Origin of the sequence: Candidatus Nitrososphaera gargensis Ga9.2, from assembly GCF_000303155.1 — an archaeon.
Taxonomy (GTDB): domain Archaea; phylum Thermoproteota; class Nitrososphaeria; order Nitrososphaerales; family Nitrososphaeraceae; genus Nitrososphaera; species Nitrososphaera gargensis.
The window spans coordinates 2,148,617-2,174,783 of the sequence record NC_018719.1 but is presented as its reverse complement, the minus strand read 5'-3'; the positions used below and the strand labels follow the sequence as shown (position 1 = coordinate 2,174,783).

At 42.0% G+C, this 26,167-nt stretch carries 27 protein-coding genes and 1 pseudogene; 12 read left to right on the top strand and 16 right to left on the bottom strand.

The genetic code is table 11. From position 1 onward, the window contains the following. Positions 1 to 97 precede the first annotated feature (97 nt). The 5 genes from NGAR_RS13095 to NGAR_RS13075 form a co-directional block, all read right to left on the bottom strand. Positions 98 to 535: a hypothetical protein gene (locus NGAR_RS13095; protein WP_015020248.1), complete on the bottom strand. Its 438-nt coding sequence runs from the start codon at positions 533 to 535 to the stop codon at positions 98 to 100. A gap of 116 nt (positions 536 to 651) precedes the next feature. Continuing rightward, complete coding sequence (locus NGAR_RS13090; RefSeq protein WP_148681457.1) at positions 652 to 1,200, bottom strand: hypothetical protein; 549 nt, start codon at positions 1,198 to 1,200, stop codon at positions 652 to 654. 306 nt (positions 1,201 to 1,506) lie between these two features. Continuing rightward, entirely contained in the window at positions 1,507 to 1,815 is a 309-nt protein-coding gene (locus NGAR_RS13085) for a hypothetical protein (RefSeq protein ID WP_015020246.1), read from the bottom strand. Between the two features lie 5 nt (positions 1,816 to 1,820). After that, on the bottom strand, positions 1,821 to 2,186 hold the full coding sequence (locus NGAR_RS13080) for a hypothetical protein (RefSeq protein ID WP_015020245.1): 366 nt from the start codon (positions 2,184 to 2,186) through the stop codon (positions 1,821 to 1,823). Between the two features lie 20 nt (positions 2,187 to 2,206). Next, positions 2,207 to 2,995 carry a hypothetical protein gene (locus NGAR_RS13075; RefSeq protein WP_015020244.1) on the bottom strand — a complete coding sequence of 263 codons (789 nt, stop codon included), beginning with the start codon at positions 2,993 to 2,995 and terminating at the stop codon, positions 2,207 to 2,209. A 1,022-nt stretch (positions 2,996 to 4,017) separates the two neighbouring features. Between NGAR_RS13075 and NGAR_RS13070 the strand changes: the two genes are divergently transcribed. Beyond that, positions 4,018 to 5,259 carry a hypothetical protein gene (locus NGAR_RS13070; protein ID WP_015020243.1) on the top strand — a complete coding sequence of 414 codons (1,242 nt, stop codon included), beginning with the start codon at positions 4,018 to 4,020 and terminating at the stop codon, positions 5,257 to 5,259. Between the two features lie 491 nt (positions 5,260 to 5,750). Here the strand turns inward: NGAR_RS13070 and NGAR_RS13065 are convergent, their stop codons facing one another. Continuing rightward, complete coding sequence (locus tag NGAR_RS13065; RefSeq protein WP_015020242.1) at positions 5,751 to 6,191, bottom strand: hypothetical protein; 441 nt, start codon at positions 6,189 to 6,191, stop codon at positions 5,751 to 5,753. Positions 6,192 to 6,436: 245 nt separating this feature from the next. Here NGAR_RS13065 and NGAR_RS13060 point away from each other — a divergent pair, with 245 nt between their 5' ends. After that, positions 6,437 to 7,720, top strand: a complete 1,284-nt coding sequence (locus NGAR_RS13060; RefSeq protein WP_015020241.1) for a DNA methyltransferase — start codon at positions 6,437 to 6,439, stop codon at positions 7,718 to 7,720. Between the two features lie 3 nt (positions 7,721 to 7,723). Here the strand turns inward: NGAR_RS13060 and NGAR_RS13055 are convergent, their stop codons facing one another. The 5 genes from NGAR_RS13055 to NGAR_RS13035 form a co-directional block, all read right to left on the bottom strand. Further along, positions 7,724 to 8,482, bottom strand: coding sequence for a type II restriction endonuclease (locus tag NGAR_RS13055; RefSeq protein WP_015020240.1), 759 nt, complete (start codon positions 8,480 to 8,482; stop codon positions 7,724 to 7,726). Positions 8,483 to 8,996: 514 nt separating this feature from the next. Next, positions 8,997 to 11,258, bottom strand: coding sequence for a DNA polymerase domain-containing protein (locus NGAR_RS13050; RefSeq protein ID WP_015020238.1), 2,262 nt, complete (start codon positions 11,256 to 11,258; stop codon positions 8,997 to 8,999). Continuing rightward, entirely contained in the window at positions 11,255 to 11,521 is a 267-nt protein-coding gene (locus NGAR_RS13045; RefSeq protein ID WP_015020237.1) for a hypothetical protein, read from the bottom strand. Before NGAR_RS13045 ends, NGAR_RS13050 begins: the two co-directional genes overlap by 4 nt. Before the next feature lie 264 nt (positions 11,522 to 11,785). Continuing rightward, on the bottom strand, positions 11,786 to 12,658 hold the full coding sequence (locus NGAR_RS13040) for a hypothetical protein (RefSeq protein WP_148681456.1): 873 nt from the start codon (positions 12,656 to 12,658) through the stop codon (positions 11,786 to 11,788). A gap of 64 nt (positions 12,659 to 12,722) precedes the next feature. Further along, positions 12,723 to 14,024, bottom strand: coding sequence for a hypothetical protein (locus NGAR_RS13035; protein ID WP_015020234.1), 1,302 nt, complete (start codon positions 14,022 to 14,024; stop codon positions 12,723 to 12,725). A 330-nt stretch (positions 14,025 to 14,354) separates the two neighbouring features. Between NGAR_RS13035 and NGAR_RS13030 the strand changes: the two genes are divergently transcribed. Then, positions 14,355 to 14,909, top strand: coding sequence for a DUF72 domain-containing protein (locus NGAR_RS13030; RefSeq protein ID WP_015020233.1), 555 nt, complete (start codon positions 14,355 to 14,357; stop codon positions 14,907 to 14,909). 245 nt (positions 14,910 to 15,154) lie between these two features. Here NGAR_RS13030 and NGAR_RS13025 read toward each other — a convergent pair whose 3' ends face one another. From NGAR_RS13025 to NGAR_RS13015, 3 genes are all read right to left on the bottom strand, one after another. Then, the gene (locus tag NGAR_RS13025) at positions 15,155 to 15,403 is read right to left on the bottom strand and encodes a hypothetical protein (protein ID WP_015020232.1); all 249 of its coding nucleotides are present in this window, start codon (positions 15,401 to 15,403) and stop codon (positions 15,155 to 15,157) included. A 444-nt stretch (positions 15,404 to 15,847) separates the two neighbouring features. Then, positions 15,848 to 16,378, bottom strand: a complete 531-nt coding sequence (locus NGAR_RS13020) for a hypothetical protein (RefSeq protein ID WP_015020230.1) — start codon at positions 16,376 to 16,378, stop codon at positions 15,848 to 15,850. Between the two features lie 111 nt (positions 16,379 to 16,489). Continuing rightward, the gene (locus tag NGAR_RS13015; RefSeq protein ID WP_015020229.1) at positions 16,490 to 17,275 is read right to left on the bottom strand and encodes an AbiV family abortive infection protein; all 786 of its coding nucleotides are present in this window, start codon (positions 17,273 to 17,275) and stop codon (positions 16,490 to 16,492) included. Between the two features lie 253 nt (positions 17,276 to 17,528). Between NGAR_RS13015 and NGAR_RS13010 the strand changes: the two genes are divergently transcribed. The 6 genes and pseudogenes from NGAR_RS13010 to NGAR_RS12985 form a co-directional block, all read left to right on the top strand. Continuing rightward, entirely contained in the window at positions 17,529 to 17,987 is a 459-nt protein-coding gene (locus NGAR_RS13010; RefSeq protein WP_015020228.1) for a hypothetical protein, read from the top strand. Positions 17,988 to 18,101: 114 nt separating this feature from the next. Next, the gene (locus NGAR_RS13005; RefSeq protein ID WP_015020227.1) at positions 18,102 to 18,446 is read left to right on the top strand and encodes a hypothetical protein; all 345 of its coding nucleotides are present in this window, start codon (positions 18,102 to 18,104) and stop codon (positions 18,444 to 18,446) included. A 313-nt stretch (positions 18,447 to 18,759) separates the two neighbouring features. Next, complete coding sequence (locus NGAR_RS13000; RefSeq protein ID WP_015020225.1) at positions 18,760 to 18,966, top strand: hypothetical protein; 207 nt, start codon at positions 18,760 to 18,762, stop codon at positions 18,964 to 18,966. Positions 18,967 to 19,277: 311 nt separating this feature from the next. Beyond that, positions 19,278 to 19,637 carry a response regulator transcription factor gene (locus tag NGAR_RS12995; protein WP_266190261.1) on the top strand — a complete coding sequence of 120 codons (360 nt, stop codon included), beginning with the start codon at positions 19,278 to 19,280 and terminating at the stop codon, positions 19,635 to 19,637. Positions 19,638 to 19,669: 32 nt separating this feature from the next. Beyond that, a complete protein-coding gene (locus NGAR_RS12990; RefSeq protein WP_015020223.1) occupies positions 19,670 to 21,460 on the top strand; it encodes a sensor histidine kinase in 1,791 nt (596 codons plus the stop codon). Positions 21,461 to 22,272: 812 nt separating this feature from the next. Further along, positions 22,273 to 22,653 (top strand): annotated as a pseudogene (locus tag NGAR_RS12985) (response regulator); the annotation flags it as partial. Between the two features lie 298 nt (positions 22,654 to 22,951). On the opposite strand, the gene NGAR_RS12980 reads toward NGAR_RS12985, so the two are convergent. Next, a complete protein-coding gene (locus NGAR_RS12980) occupies positions 22,952 to 23,227 on the bottom strand; it encodes a hypothetical protein (protein WP_015020220.1) in 276 nt (91 codons plus the stop codon). 37 nt (positions 23,228 to 23,264) lie between these two features. Between NGAR_RS12980 and NGAR_RS12975 the strand changes: the two genes are divergently transcribed. Next, a complete protein-coding gene (locus tag NGAR_RS12975) occupies positions 23,265 to 23,843 on the top strand; it encodes a hypothetical protein (protein WP_015020219.1) in 579 nt (192 codons plus the stop codon). Here the strand turns inward: NGAR_RS12975 and NGAR_RS12970 are convergent, their stop codons facing one another. Further along, positions 23,844 to 24,239 carry a CopG family ribbon-helix-helix protein gene (locus NGAR_RS12970; protein WP_015020218.1) on the bottom strand — a complete coding sequence of 132 codons (396 nt, stop codon included), beginning with the start codon at positions 24,237 to 24,239 and terminating at the stop codon, positions 23,844 to 23,846. It abuts the gene before it with no gap. A 237-nt stretch (positions 24,240 to 24,476) separates the two neighbouring features. Here NGAR_RS12970 and NGAR_RS12965 point away from each other — a divergent pair, with 237 nt between their 5' ends. Then, positions 24,477 to 25,430, top strand: coding sequence for a metal ABC transporter solute-binding protein, Zn/Mn family (locus tag NGAR_RS12965; RefSeq protein WP_148681453.1), 954 nt, complete (start codon positions 24,477 to 24,479; stop codon positions 25,428 to 25,430). Continuing rightward, entirely contained in the window at positions 25,424 to 26,161 is a 738-nt protein-coding gene (locus NGAR_RS12960; protein ID WP_148681866.1) for a metal ABC transporter ATP-binding protein, read from the top strand. Before NGAR_RS12965 ends, NGAR_RS12960 begins: the two co-directional genes overlap by 7 nt. Positions 26,162 to 26,167: the final 6 nt, after the last annotated feature.

Below are 26,167 nucleotides of genomic sequence, written 5' to 3'. Positions count from 1 at the left end.
TTGCCAGGGACGCCCTTCAACAATCGACTAAAAAGCTGCTCACAAACTCGTTATTGCCAAGTACTGATTATGTTCTTTGTAAGGATGTGGTGGGCGGTTAATATGCGTCTTGTTCTGGCTGTTCTATACAGCTGGTCGTTTTGATCATTTCTATGGTAGCAGGCAAGCTATTGCCGCCTGACATACTCATACAATCCAATGCAACGCTAGTTTTTCCATACGGATCAACCTTTACATAAAGACGCAATGATTTAGTCACGTCATCTTGTAATGCCGTAGGGTCATTGCTGAAATACCAAGTTTTACCGATTTGATATTCTACATAAGTTGTAGTTCCTTGATGCCTGATCTGTTCCAATGGTGTATATCTTTCATAGAAGGCTTGAACTTCTGGAAGGTTCCGTACTTTCTGCCTAACTTCGTCATCTGACATAGTAAAGGCAGGCTTGGCAAATGAAGCAAATGCTACAATGAGCGCAACGCCTACAGCTAAACCGGCTATTGTTGGAATTGTGACGCCTACCTCATCAGACATGAATTGAAGCCAAGATTATCGTTGTATTGAACCTTTTCTTGCTATCTATGCATTAGGTGATGGTATGCTATGAAATCTTGTTTGTATGCACTCGCTTTTTCTGAGGAAACCTGAAGTTAATTTTGCCTTCTTCTTTGGCTTTCTAACGGCTTCAGTGTGCGTCGCTTTTTGACTCTCATATTGATCTTCTTGTAGAGTTGGTCATAGCAGGATTCAGCATGACAAATATACAATCTGCCTTTGTACATTATTATCTCTGCGTCTGCATATTGAACTATCAATTGATCGCATACTTGACAGAAATGTTCTGCAAGCTCTTGGGGTACCGTTCCGAGACTAACTCCTGCTAAACCATGCAGAGGATCTTCTTCACTATTCCTTCGTTTGGATAGTATTGTGGCATTAGGCCCTATCCGCCAGTTGTGTTTATGGAATTGAATCGTGCCCCACTTCCGCATCTGCTCCATCCTTCGCATTGCTGAAGCCGCAAGTGCAGGGCTGGCATATCTGAATATGATGAGCTTGCCAATGTTTTCAGTAGTAGCGTTATTTCCCTGCTCCTTTATTGCACCAAGAATAATCTTTTCCTTTTCTGACGTAGGAATCAAACAATGCGCATATCGATCATCAATCTTTCCATGCATCTGTAGCAGTTGGGCCATCAATGCAAGCATAGATTTGTGAAGCTAAAAGTGTAATGGGTACCCCCTTACAAAATATTCTAGAAAGTGACTGCTGATCGTCTGCTTGCTTTGGCAATTGAAGCCAAAAACCTCAATTTCCACTCCGTAGACTTTGCCAAATATCACTTTTGATCATTTTTTTCAAGTGAAGATTATTTCACTTGCAGACTTGACAAATTTCAGGCCGAAATTCGATTTCTACATGATCAAAGTGCGGCTGGCAGAGCTCGCAGAGCTCTTGAGAGTACTTGGAAAAATGAAAATAGGAAAATTCGTAAAAAGCGAGTGTTATTTCTCGATGATGACTTTACCGATTAAATCAATTCTACCTTTTGAAACTTGCAAAGTGCATCGAGCTCCAGCCGCTTTTGATCTGCCTTGAGCATTATTCATTCTTAGGCTAAATCCGGCATTATCACTCTGTATGTTGTTTGTTCTGATCTCATGAGCTCGGCCGCTTTTGTCTTTATAGTTGATCACGACTGTTAAGCCATCTTGTAAGAATGCCTTGCAGTACCAAATAATGAGAGGTTGATCACTCTCATTAACGGTAATCGCTGTTAGTTCTGAATTGTCATTATAGATCAGTTCTGGCATTTAGATCACTGCTTAACCTCTCGTACTCTGACTATTGATGACCAGTTCTTGTTATGCCAAATACCAGCGAATTGTCTACCTTGGTACTTGAACCTAATTTTCTGATTTATTTGTGGTCTGCCAGTAACATCATAAAATCCGTTTTTCCATTCATGCAAGTATTCGGCATCTATCTTGATTTCACCATTCCATGATCCTATTTTGTTTTCGTTTGGATATGCGTATAATATCCCTCTCAATTTTCCTTTTTTATCTGGTACCAAAAATGATCCGTTAGCAGTAAAAGAATGTCCATTAGCAGTAATGGTACAATCGAGCTCTAGCAGACTCTTGCTTTTACTACAGATTATAATGTCGTTTGAATATTCCATTTTTAATCACTCTCAATTTCTTAGTGCACCAAGCAAGGAGTGAAATAAACCTTGCTTTTACATCTAGTACACTTCAGGCTATTGCTTGGATTTTTTGTTCCAGACTTTATCCAATATGATGGAAATTTGTACTCATGGCTCTTATCGGCAGTACTTCCGTCAATGTACCAGTGATAGCCTGAATCATCACTACTGCAATTTGTACACTTGCAACTAGCATATAGATCAAATTGCACTATCGTAAAATAATCAAATTCTGGTACTTTGAAGATTCTAGGCTTTGTATATCCACCTCTAACATCACAACCGCCATGTATTTGCAGTATTATGTAGTCAGGATAGTCTATATCTGCTACATGGAAGGTTAACCCTTGCAGTACTTGACCAAGTAAATTTTCGTAATTGTACGTATTGAATGACTCCTCGATTCTGTAGCCATATTGATCACGCAGTATATCTTCTGCAAAAGTCTGCATGAGCTCATACCATCCTTTGTCCTTATTGTCTGGTAATTCGCTATAGTCATCGAATTGTTTTTGCAAGTCTTTTGCTAGTCCATCAAGCTCTAGGAATGAGGTTAGGTAATGGAACACATCGAGAGATATACAAAAATCTCTATCATCCCATATTTCGATGCTCAATTCTGGCAATTGTCTAAAGTCTGCTATTGCTTGATTTCTCTGCCAGTGTCTCCCATAAGCGCCGCCGCTATCTAAAAAGTGCATACCAGTGTTTTCTTTAAGCATATCTGCAATTGCTTGTTCTATTTCGTTGTAGTCTGGCCCTAGAGTCTGTTTTTGTCTAGTCAAATCTATCAAGCTCCTTTAAACAGTCGGACTCATAGCAGTCTGAAATTTCGCAGTAATCACATAAGGCATCAGTCTTTTTGACGAGCTCGAAGTAACCTTGCTTCAAATTGCCACGTAAGCGATTATTCGAGCTCCTGAGCTCTCCAACTATCCACTTTAAGCCTTGCCTTGCTTCTTGCTTTGTACGGTATAATTCGTCAGAGTCTGGAATGCATCCATGTAAACCAGCCAGTACATGATAATGCCTTGTGGACTTGCTCATACTATATCCCTCACTGATACCGTTTTTTGCTCGTCATTTAGTCGAAATAATACAAACGTCCAAGCGATAGCGCAATCCTCTAGCGCTTTATTCTTGTTATTACAGTGTTCTGACAGTGTGCTGTGGTACCTGCAATACCTAGCGTACTTGCATTGCTGTTTTTGAATGGTTGTTACCATTGAAACTGAGCACAAAATAACTTAGCTATAAGGAACAGTACCATTGAAAAAATGACGAATTGACTCCATTTTGATATTAGTTAACATGATTTGACCAGCATTTTACCAGTGGAAATTGAGGTTATCAAGTCATGAAAAGATGGCCCTTGGCTAGTATGGCCGCCTACCCCTAGTACGTACGACGGGTACCCTAGGCATACGGGGTTCAAGTCTTGATAGTCTGTACAGGTCAGAAAAAGGCAATTCTGCAGAGTTGTGTTTTGCAGTCTAAAGTCTCCCTCTATATGGTGCAGTACCACTTAGCAAAAAATTTGGGAATCGACGGTCAAACAAATACACTCTGAGAAAGTGTGTATAAATCGATTTTCGCTCGAATATTGTGACGTTTGCCAAAGTTTCTAAAAGTCGCTTCCTTCCTCGTTTTCATATTCTATTATTGAACAGAACGTAGATTTTATATGTACCATCATTTTCATTAAAGTACCAAATTCAACCTTGTACGGAAAACACCTTTATCATCTTTCTCTTCTTGCAACTTTGGAACGACACAGTTAAAGCTTGGAATTAACACACTCTCATTAGTGTCAACTCTTCAGTTTGAACAACACATTGATCTTTGGGCCAAGCATAGAGAAAAGATAACCTCATCAATTCTAAGGATACTTAGCCAACGACCACACACAATTCCAGAGCTTGCCAAGAAACTGGACTTGAGTTATACTGCTACCTTTGAATGGCTCACAAGGATGAATCAGATTGAAGTTGTATATGAGGATAAGGCTGCTTGGATCGGACTCAGGGATCACCGATACAATATTGATTACGAGTCACCAGACATTGATTCCATTCCTGCCTATTGCTTTTATAATATTCACTTGATTCATGATTGGTACAGATATGCACAAACAAGAGGTCAGAAGGATGACTTAAGGACCTTCAAGAACCTGTGCTATGGAAAGGTTGTTCCAACCTTCAAGATTAATCCTGTGTACTGGAGGCATCCAGAAACGACCAAGCAATTCAGAGATTCCTATGAGAAGCGTTTCAAAGCTCCTTTCAAGCCACATATACGTGATGCAGTACGAACCTTCCTTCAGCTCTGTCTTGGTGTTAGATTAACCAAGTACGACTCTGCCATACTTGGACTAAAAGTTGTAGCTCCTAATGAAGGCAAATATCGTTATCTGAAGCTCACTAAAGATGAATTTGACAAAGCCGAAAGATGGCTAGAGTCTGACGAATGTAAGCAGCTATGCGAGCAACAAGGGATCAGACATTCGGCCCTGCTTTGTCATTGGGCAATAGCCATTTCTTCTTTTGGCAGACCTTCATCAGTACTGGCATTAGAAACAAGAGCCATAGAGAATCATGGCTTTCTAAATAGGACCGCTCTGCACTTCATGTTGCAAGAATCAAAGCAACAGAAGATATTCCCAAAGTACGTGATGGAAGAAAAATTAGTCAAGTGGGCTGAATCCTATTGGAAATTCAGGCTAGAAGATACTAGGCAAGGATGGAGATACCTCTTTATCACCGATCTAAAAGAGCTGCCTGACACTAGGAAAAAGTATTCTGCAATTTACAAAGCTCTATTCAGGCACTTGGATAAGAAAGAACCTGTGTGGCATGAAGATTCACTTTATTGTATACGGCATATTGGAATACAACGCTGGATTATGGTTCATGGATTCGCAGCAATTCCGATGCTTCAGGTAATGGGTTTCCCAATTGACAAGACCTTATTCATGCACTACGCCGGCCTTGCCCCTCAAGACTTTCTAAAGGCAGCAAGCAGTCTTAATTTTCAGCAACTGGTGACCTAACTTGTCTTTTCCCTGTAAATTCTGCCAATCAGCTCTTATCTATTACAACGAGCTAACTGGCGAATGGTGTGAAGTTCAAACAAAGAAAAAGCACAAATGCGCCAAACCAGACTATGCCAATCTTGTCCGTGTTATGCGTTCAGGCGATCCTTGTACCTTCTGTCACAATCAAGAGAATGACCGAGCAGCCATAGACTACAAGATAGCAGGGGAGAAAACAACAGCCAGAACCACAGTATGTAGTAATTGCGTTCAGAAGCTCTTCAGGGTATTAGTGCAGGCGGAAGAACAAACATTCTGAAGGCTCAATTTACTGAAAGCCAGTTTTGATATTATTACATGCAAATGCTTGGCTTTGTCAAGGAGGAAGATATTCTGATGCATCTGTGGAATGACTATACGACATTCAAGAAGTACTGATTGTGCCTGATGAACTACAGGAGCGCTTTCTACAATTGAAGGTTGTAACAATTCCATGAATAACTACAAGGTCAGGAAGGCCCGGTTGAAAAACTGCCCTCATATTGATTGGTAAAGGGGTTGACCTTCCAATTAACAGTCCAGTTCCTCCCCTTCTTATCAAAACCTATCCTCAAGGTGCTCAGGTTTGTTAGCCACATTTCAGTAAGTTGAAGCCTGTCAAGCCCGAGATGGAATACCAGTACAGCTTTTTGTAGCCACATCCATTGCTCAACTAACCTCTCAGTCTCTTGGTGTATCTTCCTGCCCATTTTGCCGCCTACTAGAAGCTCGACGGCGCTTAGGCAACCAAAGATTTCATCAACCTTTTGTTTTACTTCGACAGGAATGTTATCTTTATTCTTGTCCTTTGATGATGAAATGAGATTGCGTAGCTCTTGAATTGCCTTCCGCTTTCGCTCTATGTATCGTAGAGCCTTATTGATTCTTTCATTATCAGAAGGTCCTTCCAATGGTGAAATCTGAAAGCCTGTCTGCTCTTAAGTATTATGCCATAATACGAAGGCGAGGTTCAGCCGAGTCTTAACAGGCTCATATTACCTGAATCGGTCTCCTTCAATCGCAGAGCAGACGGAAAAGCTTCGATTACTTTAATAGATGGTGTAAGTTCTGCTTCATACGTGAAGAATTGGTCTGACTTGAGCTTGGAGTTAGACTGTCACAACGTCATCGCCCTTTCTAACGGAGCTGACATTTGATGCAATCGACCTTTGAAGGCCCAGAAAGGAAAAGGGAAATCAAGGACGACTGGACATTTGCAGATGCCGATACAAGGCGAATGACTCATGGCCTGCATACTTATCCTGCCCGAATGATTCCGCAAGTCACAGAGAAACTAATTACCAAGTTTGCGAAGTCTGAGTCTGACGACTTGTGTATTGATCCCTTTTGTGGATCGGGTACAGTCCTGGTAGAAGCCAAACTAAAAGGAATAAAATCAGTGGGAGTTGATGCCAATCCTCTTGCGGTTCTTATCTCAAAAGTAAAGACTACTCCAATCAAAAAGGAAGTACTTGAAAGGGAATGGAGCAGTCTGCGTCAAAAGATTGAAGGAGATATTTCCAAGGAGAAGCCAGTCGAAGTTCCAACAATAAAGAACCTTGAATACTGGTTCAAGCCACAGGCAATTAATGGCCTTGCGATCATCAAGCACCACATTAACAAAATAGAGAATAAGGATGTACAGGACTTTTTCAAAGTTTGCTTTTCAGTAACAGTCAGGAAGGTTAGCAACATTCGATCAGGAGAATTTAAGTTATATCGACTGCCGCCAGACAAGTTAAAGCTCCATGATCCAAAACCACTACTTGCATTCTCGGAAGTAACCAACAACAACATTCAGAGAATGGACAAGTTCTACAAGGCTGTTGACAAGTCTGTTAAATCGATTGTAGTAAAAGGTGATACAAGGAAGTTACTTGAGCTTGATCCAAGGAATCTGTATGAAAATTGTGCTACTCTTCTGATTACCTCTCCACCCTATGGTGATTCCCATACCACTGTCGCCTATGGGCAGTTCTCTCGATACTCTTCTGCATGGCTGGACTTTGATGAAGAGGAAGTCTGGAAAGTAGACAGGATTGCCCTTGGCGGAAAGCTCTTTGATGAAGTAGAAGATTTGGAAAGTCCCGCATTAACTCATACTCTGCACATGATAGCAGATGCAGACGAATATAGGGCCAGAGAAACCTATGCCTTCTTCAAAGATATTGATACCTGCTTTGCTCAGATTGCAAAGGTCATGAAGAAAAGGAAGAGTACGATCTGCTTTGTTCTAGGCAATAGGACTGTAAAGCGCATGGTAGTACCTGCGGATCAGATTATGATTGAACTTGGTCACAAGCATGGGTTCAAGTATTATGACACATACCACCGAGAAATTCCAAACAAGACAATGCCTTTGCAAAATGCTCCAGAGAATGAAATAGCTCTCAAAGGCGAAACAATTTCAAAGGAAAATATAGTTGTGTGGAAATACTAATTATTACCTCAAGTCTTTAGGAAGGTCGGATAACTTTCTAATCCAATCCTTCTTTGCAAGATAGCTCTTGGCCTTAACCTGATCCTTGACATATACGATTAGATTGTGATCATTGATTTCTTTAGCCTTCTGATCTGGAATATCATCATCCATAGTGATAAGGTACATTACCCAATTCCTATTCTTCTCTGGTAAAGCTTGCTTCCATCTCTCTCTCAACGTGTGCTTGCATGAAAGGAACTTTGCCTGATCGGGTTTCTTTAATGCCACTTCCTGATTTGGAATAACAATGTCCATTCTGTTCATTTTCTTACGTACACTCTTGGCGGTCCTCTCACATTTGATACCGCATTTTTGCAATAGGAATACTGTGATATGTTCAAACGTAGTGCCAGCTCTGGACTTTCTCATTTGACTTGTCCTAAATTCAAAGGACACAGCAACAGGCATGAATATGTCTAAGAGCTCTGAAACAAACTCCTTTTGATTCTTGGTGTTCGCTTCTATCTCAGGCCCATACTTCTCCATGAACTTCTGAATCACTGGCCTCGAAGCCATTCGTTGATACACCTTGAATTTGGCAAAGGCGTTATCTGTTACAAGCTCCATAACTTCAGAGAAGTGGTTCTTGACATATTCAGGTTCTAGCTTTTTGAATGGGAGGCTATCGATTGATTCTTGCAATATCTTGATAGGTGGCGGAATCGATTTCAATGCAGGATCGAGAAAAGCTGCGATTTCGCTTTCCGTCAGCTCTAACAATGTCAAGGTATGCTCCCAAGAAGCTGACAAGTCCACTAGAAAAACATTCTGATTCTCACTGTCATGGGCGACGAGGCTCGACCAACAGATTCAGAATCAGTATTTACATTTTCTTTAACTCAAACTCAAAAAGTCTTGAATACACCATTAATTTGATAACCCCTTCTTGAAACGGAACTTCATCAGGTTCGGCAAGCAAGAGATGGCGAAAGGCAGAATCCTGATCAAGATACTTTATCGCCAATTGCTTTAGTCTCACTAAGTTGATTGTGTCTGTGTGCATAGCGTTCATCAATTATAGTACTATGAATATGTGCGACAATTGGCGTAGTATGTATACTACAATGGCTTTTTATTCCACTTCCTCTCTTGCCGTTATTGGCTACATTCTTCGCTGCTCCTGTGGTTGGACAAAGCAATGAGAACCTAATGATTAACATGGAATCTTTCTTACTCTCAAGTAATTACATGAGATGCCATTCAAAGGGCATGGATGTGAAATTGAATTTATTGGCTAGATAGAACTATAAGGGAAGCCCATCAAGTCCTGTCCTTCTTCGTTTATTTGCAGTTCATATCCAAATGGTTCAGTAATAGAATTACAAGTTTCTGCTAATAGCTCCACGTACCGCTTTGCATCATAGGTTGTCCTTCCATCAATCAGCTCTTCAGGAACAGTTCTCTGCTTTGATTTCTTTTGATAATAATCTGTTACGATGTAGCGCAATACTTGACCTGCCTTCAAGGGTTTACCTTCTTCAGACAGTTGATGGATGGAGCTAATTTCAGCAGTGTTCCTATTCTCAAATTGATCGGAATCTTTTGAAAGTTGTTTCGTAAACATCAGTTCTTCAAGTAGTACCCTCCCCTCCTTCAATCTCAGGACATACTGGTTAAACAAGTTTTTAACTTCAGGCATGAGAGCCTTTACTTCATGAATAGTTTTTCCTTTTGCCATTATCTTCAATGCTTCTTGTTGAAACTTTGAAAACAACGGCGGCGTATCGTGCCTTCTTGCTTCAAGACCTCTTACTTTGATAGAGCCATCAGTGAACACTCCAAAGTATCTGTTTGGTACAGGCAGCTTTTCATTTCTCTTGGATGGCAAGAATACCACCCAATTGTATTCACCTTCAAAACTGATCTCAAAGCCTGTTGCATCTTCAATATCCTGCTTCAGCTTTAGGTAGTCATCATCGCTAGCATCTCTCTTCTGAACCCACAGTGAATCAACTATGCCATGCAGAACACGAAAGCCTTGTTTTTCAGCTACCTTTACAGCCCTCAAAAGAGTCTGACGGTCATAAGCACATACAGCCTGATGGGAATCTATTCTACCGAACTTCGCATTGTTAAATCCAAGGTAGCCAAAGCTTGTGACATTAATCCATTTCAATGCGTTCTGTCTAGAATCGTAGATTGCTTTTGACTTGCTATCTTTGGCCGCCTTCTTTAGTTGCTTGTATTTAGAACGCTTTTTGATTACTATCTCTAAGGCAGTAGGAACGATCCCTGTTCTTTGCTTGCAGGTATTGAAGTTGAGCTCTGGTACTCTCCTATCTGAGTCGATACAGCAATTGCAGGATATTGTTTCTGCCGAGACATTCTTCTTGTACATGATGTTTGGATACAACGAAACAAAGTCAAACTCTGCAACCTTCTCATGGACACCTATCATTGGTACTAGAATCAGGCCGCCCCTATCAGCTAGAAGCAACTCTTCCAGAGTCTTGAAGTGCTCTGCTTCATCAGGCTTCCAAGGTACAAGGCGGTCATTCTTTATAGCATGGTAGAATTGCAAGCTACTAAGACACTTGCCTATAGAGGCCCTAAAGGCAGTATGTAGCGGCATTCTGCAAATTCTAGCCACTTCAAAGAATCCCTGCATTCCTGATTCATCGTAGACAAATGAGTTTGAAAAGTCAAGATGTATCCTGCCTAACAAGGGCACAGTCGCAGGCTTGAAATGTATCTTGCCATATGACACGTACGAAGTTCCTTCATAGGAGGGCATTGAAACCTTGAGCTTTTCTCTATTCAGTAACAGATCAATGCCATTCATTTCAGCTCTCCGGATTAGGTAAGGAAAGACGAAAGCATCTCCGTCATGCAGGAGTACAAAATCAGGATCAAGCTCTGTAACTGTTGATATTAGTTCCTGAATAATTTCTGCTTCAGATTGTTTTTCAATATCAATAGTAGTATCATCGTCATTCTTCTTGATTGAGACAGACTTTATTCTGTCTGTGAAGCTAGGCAGTCTGCCTTCTCTCTGTAGTTTAATATCAAGTCGTATTGTTCTGAAATCAGGTAATCGATAATCTGTTAACCATACATCGTCTTGTACTTCCCATTGCAGTCTTGATCGTAAGGGCTTCACTTTGCAGAAAGCCAGTGGGAATAGATCGTGTTCGTAAAAATAGGATTGAGCAGGAAGCAAATCTACATTGTACAAACGGAATTGTCCATAATCACCCGACTGCCAGATTCGATTAGCAAGCATTTCTGCCTTCCTTGAATCTGCAAGGGTTATCTTCAGCAGTTCTGACTTGACACGATCTGTTAATCTTTCATATTTAGAAGTGATTTCTATTCCCTTGATGAATCCCGCTAATTCTTTGTTCTTAGCAATACCCTTCAAGTTATCTGATGCAACGTAGAACGAATGAGTCCATTGATCTTCAAGTTTTATAGCTCTGCCGCTCTCTGTTAATATCCAAAAGATCATTCTGTCTCCTAGAGTGTAGGAATCGAATAGCCAGCCTGAGACAGTCAAGGCTTCTCAACTTTTCCTTTCTCAAGCTTCTCTATCTTGGCAAGCAGCCACAGGATGATCTTCTCCTGTTCAAGCAGCATAGCCATGAACAAGGCTTCATTTTCAAATGGCTTTGCCTTGGCTTCGATTGATCGTGAGTACTTGTAGCATTTTTTCATCATGTTATCAAATGCGATTCTATCTTCTGCATTCAGTACATCTGCATAGCTCTGCCAAGAGCCTATGATTTGAGTGATAATATCATCATTTGGGAATAGTGTCATACCTCTCTCCTGTCAACTGTTCAACTCGATTGACTATCTCAGACAGCTCCCTATAGTGATGCAGAAGCATTGAAAGAAAGATAGGATAAATTACAATAGGATTCGCAGAATACATACAAGATGGAATATAGAGCCTTGACTTGTCAAACATGCCATCGAGTATCTTTCGTTCCTTTCTTTCAAGGCATTTACGAAACCCCTTCCACTCAGATTCTTCTTCCATTAACGCCATTGTAAAAGACGGTATTGTTCTACCCAAAGCCTTCACCTAGCAGAAACTATTCGCAAGGCATTCTCAGGCATTGTAAATTCAGATAAGGTACGCTTGTTCTGAAGCAGCCTAATCTGAAGAGGATCACTTTCTGACAACTCGATTTGTTTGCTGAAATTAGGAAGAATCAACTTGTCATACTTGCTTGCTGAATTGTACATCGATACTATGACTAGAATATCTCTTGGCAATTTCCAAAGTGCATTCATAATCTGATTTAGCAGGTATTGAGCCTCACGGTACCTAATTTGTGGATCATCCAGGAACATGTTCAGCAAGTCAGAAATGACCACTATCTTTGTACTGAATTGATGGATCACTTCTGGCAGCTTGCGTATTACTAAGCCTGCTAATTGGTAGATTGTGAAAGCCCTACTAATAATTATCCTTCTAAGAACAGTTCTTATGTCCATGCCGTACTGGCGTGCGAAATTAACACACTGGTACAGGTTAGTACTATTCCCTGCATCAATGCATAGTACGCTTTTAGATGCTAGGCCGCCATATCGTTGTGACATTAATGCTCGAACCCAAAGCCTTGTAACAAGCAAGTTCGCATACCTACGACTGCCAATTATGCAAGCCCTATCTTCTGTTGAGAGGGCCATCGAATTATCAATGTCTTGAATATCAAAGGTGAGTTTTGCTGTCAAATCATAGGCTGTTTGCAACTTTGGGAGCTTTGCTTTATCTGACTTTTTTCTTCTTATTTTCAATGATTCTGAAAGAAGATTTGAGCAGTATGGGCACTGTTCAGAACCACTAGGTACATACTCGATAGATGACGAAATTTCCCTTAGCAGGGTATTGCATTTGGTGCAGAAATATTGGACAACATGTTGTGTAATGTTGTTCCAGTTCCCCATACCGCCAGCTCTGAAACAAATTATAAAACATAGCTGGCACTTTGGGGGGAGGGGGCGTCACAATTCAGGATAGGTAATATGTCCAAATGTAGTCTTGTGGATATGAATATTTCTTTGCGACAAAGGTCGAGACATCCATTTCATTCGTAATACTGTCGAAAAGAACAGACCCTTGAACGGTCGAGCCTGCCAGAAGCTCGGAAAATGGCAAGGTGCCACCATAGCTTTTGTCGTGTTGGATTCCCTGTTTATCGATGATCACAAACTGGTCAGGTGGATATTCGTCGGTGGTGCCAATATTTCTGACTATCAAATCTACTCTAAACTCATTTACTACGTCTCCATAAGTAGTAAATTGAGGATGGGTGAACATTCCATACTTGACCAAGGTCACTTCAATATTTCCATTCTGCCGCTTGTCATTGACGATAGTAGCAGTTTGTGTAAATATTTCATCAAGCTTCTGCTTTGCCTCTTCTTGTGATAGTGCAGGAATACTTACAAGTGACGTAGTAGATGTAAATGAAATTCCGGCGGGGTCAGTGAACACAATCTTGGCAGTGCCAGTTGAAGTAATACCTTTCTGAATTTCACTTGTAGGGATTGTCCATCCATATCCCAAAAATTCAGCACCTGTGAAGGTATAGTGCCAAGTTGAAAATTGCGAGCTGGTTACTGAGAAGCTCTTGTTGTAGAGCTGTCTATTCATACCATCTGTGATTGAAAAAGAAACCTTGCCATCGGAAGAAATCTCTCGTTTACCTGCATCAAATAGACTGAATACGATTGTGTAGCTCCCATTCTCCTTACCATCGCCTTGGACTGAAAACTCAGAAATGCCTGCAACAAGCGATCCTTTGGGTTCGTTGCTGTTGTTCTGGTTCCCTGACGATTGACTTGGCGTAGGCTGTGTTTGGGCAACAACTGATGTTTGGCCCACTGAGACTGTGGCTGTTTTGGCAGCTGAAAGGATTTGAGGATTCTTCAGATCAGTTACAGCATACGTTCTTACATTGTAACTTCCAGTTGTTTGAGGCTGCCACATTACTCCCAAGTCAAATTGCTCTCCGGGAGGAATGGTGCCAGATACCCACGATAGGAATACCGTTACCTGATTACTATCTCGTACTTCGAATAGTGTGATGAAAGGTTGTCTTGCACTTTGTGGATTAGAGATCGTGGTAGACAACATGACTTGTGACCTGATGCCAGCGGTGTCGAGGACATCTCCATTTGTGTTTAGCAAAGACGGAGTACCTAGATTCAGACCTGTTGTCGCATGAGCCTGATATCTTGCAGTTTGTGACATGATAAATAGTGAAGACAGGAAAATACCGACGATTCCAAGCACAATGGCCTGCCTCATGATAGGAAGAATATACCAGGATTATTTAAGGAGATTGTTTTGCAGAATTATCTAATGCAGTCATGTTTGGCGCTTTACTGTTAATCTATTCAAAACCATCTTTTCCGTTTTTCTTCTTCTATTCGAGCTTCAGTAGGCGGATGACTGCGCTGACCTTTGCATTCAGGACAGTTGCACGTTATGACCGTTTGTGGACTTGGCTCCCAAGTTAGATTCTTTCTTGCATCTCTGCGTCTTGCACAATGGCAGGGAGTGTCGCTATGTAGATCATGGTAATCTACCAAGTGGAATAACTGGAGAGCTTATGTCTATATAAACAAGTTTCTAAACATGCAACTCTACATAGGTTGCTCCGGCTGGAGCTACTCTGCATGGCTAGGTCACTTTTACCCTAAAGGTCTTGAGGGAGCAAAGTACCTTGAGTACTACAGTATGGTATTTGATTATGTTGAGATTGATTCTTCATTTTATCGAATACCTAGCCAATTAACAGTTAGTAGATGGGAAAAAGTGACTCCAGACGACTTTAGATTTACTGCAAAGTTCCCAAAATCCATGACCCATGACATGCGGTTAGGAGAAGGAATTGAAAGTGACCTAGAGTACTTTTACAAAGCCATGACTCCATTAGCTGGCAAACTTGGCTGCTTGTTATTGCAGCTGCCGCCTTCAATGACGATGAAGGAAGGGCTGAAAAAGCTCCAAAGTCTGCCATTTGATAAAAGGTTCAGGTACGCAATTGAACCAAGGCATGAAAGCTGGTTTGATGAAGAGGTTTACTCTTTTCTAAAAAAGAATGAGCTATGCTTGGCTTGGACTCAGCAGGATAAAATTCAGACTCCCAGTTGTAACAACAGATTTCATCTACCTTCGATTCATTGGTGATAGGAGCATCGATGAAAAAGACTTTGGCAAGATACAAAAGGATAGGGAAAAGGAATTAAGATATTGGGCAGGAATAATAAAAAAAGATCAAGCCTGAAGGTGGATTTGTACCGGCAACCAATCACTATGCGGGCTTTGGCCCTGCGACTGCGAACACCTTTAGAAAGATGATAGGATTGCCAGAACTGTTATGGGAAGAAAAGAAACAAGCGAGCCTATAAGACTATAGTTAGTTAGGGAATAGGTTACAATAGTTCTTGCAGGCGCTCGCACATAATCGTTTCAATGATTTTTCGCTCACTCATGCCTGTTTTATCTTGCAATTCTTCTAATGCTTGCTTGTATTTGTATTCAAGATCAAAGCCTGTAAGGACGTGCCAAGAATCTCCTTCATGCCAAGGTACTTCGCCATTCTCAGGAACTTGTCTTGTAGAGATATACTTCGATTCATGAAAACAGGTTAATTGGTATCTGTAAGTAATTGGATTTGACATTCGGTACGTGACTATGACTGCAAAACGTTCTACACAGAAATCTAGTTACCTGCTTTGCAGCTTGGGCAACCATCCGAAGCGGGATAATGGATGCCGTGACGTGGACACTTAAGCCAAGCCTCCTTCTTTACTTCATACCAGTTGTCTTTCTCTGCCACTAGCCTAATCCTCGTCTGGCTGTAGATAAAGGTTATTTTCTTCGTCGCAGTTTGGACAGTCGCTTGTAGAAGTAATCATGATCTTATGAGTAGGACAATTGATCCATACCTCACGAAAGTCGAACGGTATTTCCTGTCTTGTCGAGACAAAGCTTGATACGTTTTGTATAAATGTATTATGAATTTTTCTGTCGCCCGCAATTAGGACATTCATCTAATGCGTTGTATTTCACGTGACATTTAGGACACTCGATAACCGCTCCGTCGCCGACACGCCACTTGTCATTCATCGAGACAGCCTCCATTGCTTGACATACAGCTGTAGCTCCCTTCCAGTCAGGATGAAAAATATAAGGATTGCACCTCCATAGATGCCCCATATTCCTTCTGACGTAGGATACCTGTCACCCAGAAAGATGAAGAATCCCATCAGAATTGTGAGAAGGCCGCCGTACTGGAATACAAAACCATAGTAAGGATATAGCCGAGCATACAGGTGTTTGTAGCACAATGCAGAAATGATTTCAAGTACAAATGCAAGCGATAAGAAGATAACCAATAGTTCAATGACTGCTGATTCGAGCTGTTCCTGATTTGCAGTAAAAACAAAGACAAGGGCCGCTAAGGCGAAACCAGCCAAGGTCATGGATGTTGACTCTGACTTCCCATGCTCTTCAATTACCCATTTCCGACCTTCATCATCTTTCCCTTCAATGGGATTGGTATAGAGATACTTTCTTCCGAGAATCCAAGCGATGCCAACGAATATGATTAGATAGGCTGCAAGAAGCAAGAATAGAATTTCAGCCAGCGTCATATTTGCTGGCAACAGTTACTTTTGCTAACTAATCAACTTGAAGAATAAGAGGCGATAAGATGGAAGGGAAATACGGCAGTTGCCGTATATGTTTACGTGCGCCGGCTGAAGTTAACTTTGGTGTTCGATAAAAAAGAATTTTGTCTTTTTCATTGTTTGATATTCCTTGAAGTGAGAGACGATCAATTGCTTTTCTTGACCAGAGAGACGACGGCCAGAATTGGTCAGTATTATTTTGGTTATTCTATCGGATTCTACGACCGTCTCGACCTTTATCGAGTTGTCATATCTGTCAAATGAGAACAAGAGCATCATAAGTTCAAGTTCTATCTTCTTCTTATCTATCCATTCACTTTCAGGAGCACTCAAAATCTCTTGTGTTTGCTCTTCATCAAGAAAATGCTCTATTGCAGAACTAACTTCCAATATTCTTCTGTTCGCTATGCCATCAATCTTATCGAGATCATTAGGTGATATCCAACCAGCCTTTGTCCAGTTTACATACAGATTAGATTCCTTCTCAAAAATACTTCTTTCTGTAGCATCAAACGTAAGCATATCATCCTCTATCTTCTGAAGCTGCCGCCGAAAATCATTATCATCAGAATCAAACTGTCTTCCTGATTTTTTTTGCATGAACTTGTTTGTGTGGTAAGATTTCTTGACATGATCGAGCATCTGCTTCCAGTCTTTCAATGTGAGATTCTCTTTCTTGATCCATTTATCCCGAAGAGAAATGGCCTTGCCTAACTCTTCATATGCAAAGATCGCACATACTAATGCAGAAGAAAATTTCTTGTTATCCCTAAGCAGCTTTGCATCCTGAAGCAGTCTATTGGCATTATGGATACAGAGCTTTATCCCTCTTGGGAGGCGGTCATAGGGAATTTCTTTCATGAGTAGTTGCTGCTAGAGCTGGCTTGCAGCAATAACTTTAAAGCTTACCCTGCTAACCTAGTATCGATATGTCGAACCCTACAACATGTAGCGTTCCAATCCCGACGGGCCCGCTCGCTTATCAGGTTCTAGTACCTACTGGAAAATTTTTTCACCAGCATGGTATTAGAAGTGAGAAATTTTCTTATGCGAGCCATGCAAAAATGAAGTACGTCTTTTTGTACAAGCAGACAACTATAGGAGTTGCATCCCTATGCCGATAACCCTTGCAACGCTGCAATCAAAGATTCACAGCGAAGTACAAAACCTGACAAATGCCCAACTTATTAAGGACTATGATGGATTTCATGAAATCAACAGGATAAGCGAGAGTAGAAGAAAGAATAACCTGAAAGGTATAACATACTATGCAAAGTGGTTATCAGTCACGTACCCTTCAATGACGTTCTACGATGTCAAGAATAGGGAGCTCCATATCCTGCCTTTCTTGAATGGATACAGAAAGACGGCAAAGGATGATCCTGAAGAAAAGTGGGTAATAACATGCAACGATTATCGAAGCAGGCTAATCCACTTTTTCAGATGGCTGCATAACGTCAAGATAAAGGGAAGGGCTAGTGATGAAGTACCGTTAGACGACTGGAAAACTCCAAAATTTGTCAGAATAAAGAAGCAAAAGACCAAGCGCAAAAATACGTACTCTATCAGTTAGACATGGGAAAAAGACGAAGTTCTAACTATAATTCCGTATGAACCTGAGGTTAGGAACAAGGCGATAATCACCGCTCTATGGGATGTCGATGGAAGAAATCATGAATTAACAAAGATGAAGAATAAGCACGTTCGATACAAGCAGGAATATGCAGATGCTGAAATTCCGCATGATATCAAGACTGGCGGCGGGCCAGCAGTTCTAAGAATGTCATTTCCTTACCTGCTTGAGTGGAAGAACAAACACCCATTCAAGAACGATCCAAAAGCTCCTCTATTCTATAATATGAAGAGTGGTAGAACACTAGAGGCAATCCACTTGATCCTGATTATCTTTGGTGTTTTAGAACATCCAAAAACCCATAGGCCTGCAAGGAAGCTAACGAGCTATCAATATGCAATCTGGAAAGACTCGGCAAAATATCGGCTGGTTATCAAAAGCCAAAAAGTGGGATTTTGACCACATCAGCGCTAATAGAGGATTTTCAGCGCGCTATCGCCGTTTGCAAAGGACGGGACATCCTTATCATAGCACAAAGCCAGGACCACGCTAACGAACATTTACGCACCTTAAATGCAATGATTATCAATTCTGTAAGATATTCACGTTATTTGATAACTGAACCTGCCGAAATGCTGTTTAGAGAGGAAAAGACAAAGGTCAAAGTAGCCTACATTTACAACCCTGACAATCCTCGCCGGCCTACTCGCATTTAGGGCTGGGTGCTAGGGAAGGTCAAGTTTGGTCGTGGAAGAATGTCGCCCATATACACATGAGCGACATTGCCGTCCAAGAGAGCCATAAAGACGATACAGGCTTGTTTGCAGCTGCATTCTCAAGACTGGCAAACACTGATGGGAGCATCCTCATTGAGACGCCGCCCCATGGGCCAAGAGGCAAAATATATGAAATATACATGCAATCGAAGCTTGCAGCCGCAAAAAGAGAAAACGTGGAAGGTCAGTTTAAGAGGCTATAGTAAATTCAATATCTGAAGCATTGCATATGGACGGTCAGCTTTGGCATTTGTTGCGTATGTGATAAATCAACTTGCGTGCTTTGTACACTCGCGTTAAAAAGTCTTAGTTAAAATATGGTTTACGCTTCATGGGTTCTGTGCCCGTGCAAGTAACAAAATCGAACAACCGACGCTCGCAAGCTCTCTTACTTGAATTTAACCCGGTTGCTCTAAAGCTATCGGTGCCCAACATACTTTCCAAGATAGCTCTCTCGTTGCCATCAGCAACTGGCTCAGCGCCCAAAGACGACCGCAGATCCAAACCTCGGATTTTGTATATAGACGATGAGGTTAACATCACAAAAGTCATCAAATATGGGCTGGAGCAATACGGCTTTGCTGTTGATGTTTTCAACCATCCAAAAGCAGCACTATCCTCGTTTCAGCCAGGCGTCTACGACCTGCTGCTCATCGATATAAGGCTGCCAGAGATCAATGGCTTAGACCTCTGCAACAAGCTATTAAGGATAGACAGCAATGTGAAGATTTGTTTCATAACCGCATATGATTTGAAGAAAGAAGAAGTAAGAAACAGAGTCCCAGATCTGCAGACAGAGTGCATCATTAAAAAGCCGGTGTCATTTGACAACCTAGTCAGCAAGATAAACGGCCAGCTTCACAGGAACAACTGATCGATATTGCAACAACCGTGCGATGAAACGCCATGAAGATCAGAGCCAAGCTGACCATTGTCACGATTTCACTGATCATAGCTTCCATAGTAATCCCTTCAATAATAGCGCTGGAATCCTTTTCGCAAGAACTGGAGTCACAAATCACCCACAACTTAGAGCAGGAAAGCATCAGGAGCATAGACAAGATATCAAGATTTCTGTTCGAACGGCAGGGAGACATCAAGCTACTTACTGATCCTAGCAATAGCATAATGAGAGGACCATCAATATCTCAAAAACTTGAATACCTTCAATCGGTTGAGAAGACTTATCAGGTGTATTCTGCTTTTTCAATATACGACAAAAACGGGATAAAGATCGCGGACACACATGATTTCTCGATTGGCGCAGACAGCTCAAATGAACCATTTTTTGTAAACGCCATGAAAGGAAACATCCACTATGATTCGGTTCCCACTTTCTCAAACGATGTTGGTCAGTATGTTATGCACTTTTCAGGCCCGCTGCTTAATGAGGATGGCAACATAGACGGCGTGCTGGCAGGCATAATACCTATCAGCAGAATATATGATATCGTCGAACAGGCTTCACAGAGCAGAGAGAATTTGCAGGCAGACTTGGTTTCATCAGGCGGACTGGTCATTTACTCTAACTATGACAAAGAAGCGATTATGCAGAAGAATTTGTCGTACCTGCCAATATTTGGCAAGATAGCCGTTTCTGGCAACCCTTCAGAATCTTACATTGGCAGCGTGAATGATGTTGACGAGGCAGAATTCTTTAGCAACGATGAAACCATCTATGTAGCAGCAAGTGAGCAGGGTTTTCTAGATTACAAAGGAAATCAATGGATTCTAATTATAGCAGTTCCTACTGAAGTTGCATTTAAAGAAGTAACGCAATTGCAAAACAATTTCATTATTGTTGCGATAGCAATCCTGTCTGCGGCTATTATCCCAGTCATCATATTCTCCAAAGCTTATACACAATCGCTGATAAAACTCAAAAACGCAGCAGCTGAAATTGCCAAGGGCAACTTTGACATCGCCGTTGAAATAAACAGCAACGACGAAATTGGAGAGTTATCACAGCAATTCGATAAAATGAAGAACGACTTAAAAGACAGGGAGCGATTGAAAGATGAATTCATCAACATCGCTGCTCATGAGTTGAGGTCGCCGCTTCAGCCAATCATCAGCTATAACGAGCTTGCATTGAAAGGCTTGATGGATAAAGACGAAGCGCTCAGAATTATTGATTCAGAGTCTCAGAGGTTTATCAAGCTGGCAAACGACATCCTTGATGTAACTAGAATTGAAGGTGGAGCGCTGTCATACAATATGCAGAGAATCAAGATTATCGATATAATCAGCAGGATTGTGAGCTCGACAAAAATTTCTGACAAGCTTGGTAGCGATGTATCCATTGACCTTGTCAAGGACAAAATAAGCGATGCCGTAGAAGTCTATGGAGATGAAAATCGCCTCAGCCAAGTTTTCATGAACATCATAGACAACGCAGTCAAATTCACAAGAAAAGGCAGAATCAGGATAGAGACGCGCGTTCAAGAAAACAAGCTTGGGATAAAGATTAGCGACACAGGTGGAGGAATTCCTGCTGAGATAATGCCGAAGCTTTTTGGCAAGTTTGTCACAAAAAGCGTCCAAGGCGGCACCGAACATGGCACCGGCCTCGGGCTATTTATTAGCAAAGCGATAGTGACAGCACACGGCGGAGAAATTTATGCTCAGAACAACAGCGAAGGCGGGGCTACGTTTACCATTCTGCTTCCTATTGCAGACGGCGGAGTGTTCAACTAAAACGTCCTATTTTTTCTGAATTCTTTCAATCAAGCCTGTCAGCATTAAGAGTTCGAAATGTTGCATATGACGAGTTTCTAAAAGCGACCAATACTGTAGATATGGAAAGATGTTCAAGTGGATAACAGACCTGCATGCGTCAAACAAGTCAGAACGAGAAAACTAGATTTGCTGGCGAAGACAGTGCATGGTTTTTCACAAATGGTTTTGGTAATGGATGCTTTGGAGCAGAAAAAGCCATCGACAGATTCAACAAAATATGTTATTATTGTGTTCGTACAACTTGGAAAACATATCTGACGAAAAACACATAGCTAGGTTGATTGAGTGCCATGGTTACGTGATAATCGACGAGCCGCTTGCAGTCTATAAAGATCAAGATGCACCATAACCACACAGATGACTCGGGCGCATTTATTGGAGTTGTTTCGGCAGCCACCTAGGCGGCTTCATATGCTGGCCATGTAGAATATAGATGTCTACATAAATTGAGCAAACAGACTGTAGTTTTCTTTCACATTGTTTTATAGTTTCTTATTATAAGTATTTCTTATGGGAGTGTCTGTCAACGGGCACCAAGGGATGCTAGACAGGATATATTTTTGCAACAATTGCAAAGCCGTCTTTTTGTTTCAGGCAGATGTCGAGTATCATAACATGACATCGGGCCATTCAAGCATCAAAACTTTGTCATTTGATGAATATTATAATAAAAACTGAAAATTACAATTTCCTTAAATAGATGCCTGTATGTTCCCTGATGAGAGAACTGCAACGAACAAGAAAACTGCCTTGGCAGGGATGACGAGCCAGATTCTTTAATGGTTATTAAATTGATACTTGAAAAGCAGAGATATGTAGTTCATGCTTTGGCAGACCCGCGTTTAGCATTAGAACACATTGAAAAAGGCTGCAAAGACTGCAGCATCGCAGTCTCTGATATAAGGATGCCGCATATGACAGGCCTTGAACTGGTAAAGTATTTGAAGAAAATACGGCCTGATTTGCGCATTATACTTATGATGGCTTTTCCGGATTATCACAAATGTATCCATATTTTTTGGAGCCGTTTACCTATCCGGACTTGCGCCATTTTCGGCATTCTATCAGGCACTAATCCTGATGAGCCGAGGATAGACCACCCGTTGCGAGACTTCCTAATTCTTCTTGCACCAGCAGGAGCAGCTAGCTAACAGAGCTTTATAAGAGAAAAGAAAGTAGTGATCCGAAAGTAAAGCTTTTGCGGCCATATATGAAACAAGAAGGACATGAAGCACACATGATCATGTATCGCTTGCTGTGTTCTAATACACAACCAGTTAAAAACAGCTAGACCTTGCCAAAGGTTTTCAGTAAAGTGCTTAAAGCTTTTGTTTGCTAACCATGGTTAATGAGTTCTTACGGAATCCAGCAATCAGGACAAAACTGTGAGCCAAACCACTGGCCCCACTACAATAATGAGGGTATAAGTGTAGGTTTGCCCACCTTTTGTCAATTGAAGTTCTGCATCTTAGATGGGGCTGGGAATTTTATCTGAGGGTAGCAGGTTTTAATATCTAAAAACTCATTGTTAGCATAATCCATCATGGCAGTTATCAAATGCGCAGAATGCCAGTGTGCTCCCCAAAATTGTACAACAAATGCCATAGCAGAGCAATGCTGTATTATCTGCCAAAAAGATGTTTGTTGTTGTATTGCAATCCATAGGCACACTTCTTTAATCAAAAAGTCTCTTGCGCTGTCTGATGAACCCTCGCTAGCTAACAAGGACTACTGCTGTTCCACCGATGCCTGTAAAGATGAAATGATTGAGCGGCAAACTGGCTCGCCGCATTTGCTTTCTTCTGGATGGCTTCAGTTCTTCAGGCACGTCAAGAGCCTATATGCCGCGGCGCTTGGCATCGAAATCCTGTGCATAGCTGCTGCAGAGATTGGAGAAAATCTCGGCTTGCATCTGTTTGGATTCAACCTTGTTGGAATACCAATAGCATATGCGATGGGCTATGCGCTGGCTGGCTTTACCACGTTCGCAACCATCCTAGGCAGATGCGACCATGGCAGGATTGATAGCTGCTGTTCTGTATTGGAGCAGGGAACGGGCATCACCTCGAACCTTAAGATGACGTTCAGAAACTTTGCAGTCGGCACCACTAGAATCACTCGACTGCACAAGCAGAGGAATCTGAAGCACATACTCAAGACAAGCGGCTACATCTTGGTCACCGCAGAGAGCGCATGCATACTGACTGCCGAGGCTGTGGATCTGATATTCTATCAATACTCTATCTTGCTGGCAGTTCCTCTGGCTTTGCTGGCGGGCGCATTTACTGTGGTCGTGCCAGAAGCCTACCGTAAAATGAATGCAGCAAAATCGAATCAGTAGCTACATTGGCAGCAGCCGGACATGATCCATTTTCCTGTTAGTTTTGAAGCGCTTGACCATTTCATTTATTTCTTTAGCATCGCCTTTCAGAAGGAACACCTCCAAGCACTTGTCTCTCCCAGTCTTGTTGTGTATGTGGGTTGTGATGATGCTGTCGAACGAGTGACCCATCTCATTTACTTCGTTGTCTGACTTTTCGTCATGGATCACAAGCATCACCGCATGAACGTTGCCTGCGAGGTTCTTCCGCTCTTTTTCTTCTGCAATGAGACTGCGCAGGCCGGCTCTCACTATTTCAGAGCGACCAGAGAACCCGAGCTCCTTCTGCAGCTTATCAATCTCTCCTATGATGTCTTCATTCAGCGATACGCTGACTATGGTCACGCCTTTACTCATTATTAACTGCCTTATAAATACATCTTATTAGTTATTAAGAAAAGTATATAATCTTAATATCATTCTGCAATGATGTGCATTTCCTGGAATGTTGCCAACAATACGCAGGGGAAACCCCAATAGCCACCGGCCTACATTGCAGGGACACACCGCCTGCCGTTATTAATGTCCTTATATATCAGCAATTAAATGTTATTAACATAAGTATATATTGTTAATAACCAAGAATATGTGGATATGGACAAGAAGATTATTGTAGGAATCGCTGCTGCGGCAGTAGCAGTTGCTATAGCTGTCGGGGTTATTGCAATATCAACCCAACCGCAGCCTCTGGCCTCAGGCGACACTGAAAAAGTAAAAGTCATCGCTTCATTCTTCCCGCTCTATGATTTTGCCAGCAATGTGGGAGGCGACAAGGCTGACGTTTCTGTAATAGTGCCGGCCGGCATAGAGCCCCATGACTGGGAACCCACGCCCAGAAACATAGCAGATGCAGGGAATGCCGATCTGATAATCTATAACGGAGCAGGTTTCGAAGGCTGGGTGGCACAATTGAATGCCAAGAATGCTGTCGACACAAGCAGAGGCATTGAGCTCATGGAAGGTGAGCATGAAGAGGAAGGCGAGGCTAAGGAAGAGGGGCACGAAGAGTCTGCACTTGACCCCCACATCTGGCTTGATCCTGTGCTTGCAAAGAAGCAGGTCGAGTCAATAAGGAACGGGCTCATTCAGGTCGATTCAGCAAATGCAGACTATTACAGGCAGAACGCCCAGCAGTATATAGCCGAGCTTGATTCTCTGGATGCATTCATCAGGTCAGAGCTTTCTAATTGTGAGAAGACTGATTTCATAGCCTTCCACAACGCCTTCAGCTATTTTGCCAAGAGGTATGGCTTAACGCAGCACAGCGTTCACGAAGGCCTGTCGCCTGAAGGCGAAGTGCTTCCCCAGAGGATATCCGAGATAAAGCAGCTGGCCACTTCGCTTGGCATAAATATCATATACTCAGAGGATCTGGTAGACCCTAGGCTTGCAAATGTGATAGCAAGCGAGATACCGAATGGACAGGTGCTTGTGCTGAGCCCGATAGAAGGATTGGACAGAGAAGAGCAGGAGAAGGGCTTTGGATACATCGAAAAGATGAGGCAAAATGTGGAGAACCTCAAGGTGGGCCTAAAGTGCCAATCATAGATGCAGTGAAAGTGGACAGAGTAAGTTACGATTACGGCCAGGGCAAGATACTTGACGACATATCATTTTCAGTAGAGGAAGGAGATCTGCTTGGCATGATAGGTCCAAACGGCGCTGGCAAGACAACGCTTTTCAACTGCATGCTGGGTCTGATTGAAGATTACGATGGAAGGATAGAGATATTTGGCGAAGACATTCGAAAGAGCAGAAAAGTGCTCCAGCAGATAGGCTACGTTCCGCAAAAGAAATCAATAGAGCAAGGATTTCCCGCAACAGTGGAAGATATTGTGTCACTCGGAGCCACAAGAAAGCCGTCTAAAGGAAATATTTCTCAGGCTATTGAAACAGTGGGTCTTTTGGATTTCAAAGACAGAAGGATAGGCGAACTATCAGGCGGCCAGCAGCAGCGCGTCTTCATAGCCAAGGCCCTTGTGAACGAGCCTAGGCTTATGATACTGGATGAGCCGGCTACAGGCATTGACCAAGAGACTCAGAACAAGTTTTACTCGCTTGTGAAAAAGTTGAACAAAGAAAACCACATCACAATAATCTGGTCTTCGCATGATTTGGAAGCTATAAACAGCATTGCCAACAAGGTGGCATGCATAAACAGGAGCATGTTCTTCCACGGCAAGTCGCATGAGTTCTTTGACAATCCAGAGCTGCTCAGAAAATATTCCGAGTCGAGCATGCAGGCTCACATGCACGACCATTATCACCATCATCACTGAGAGGCA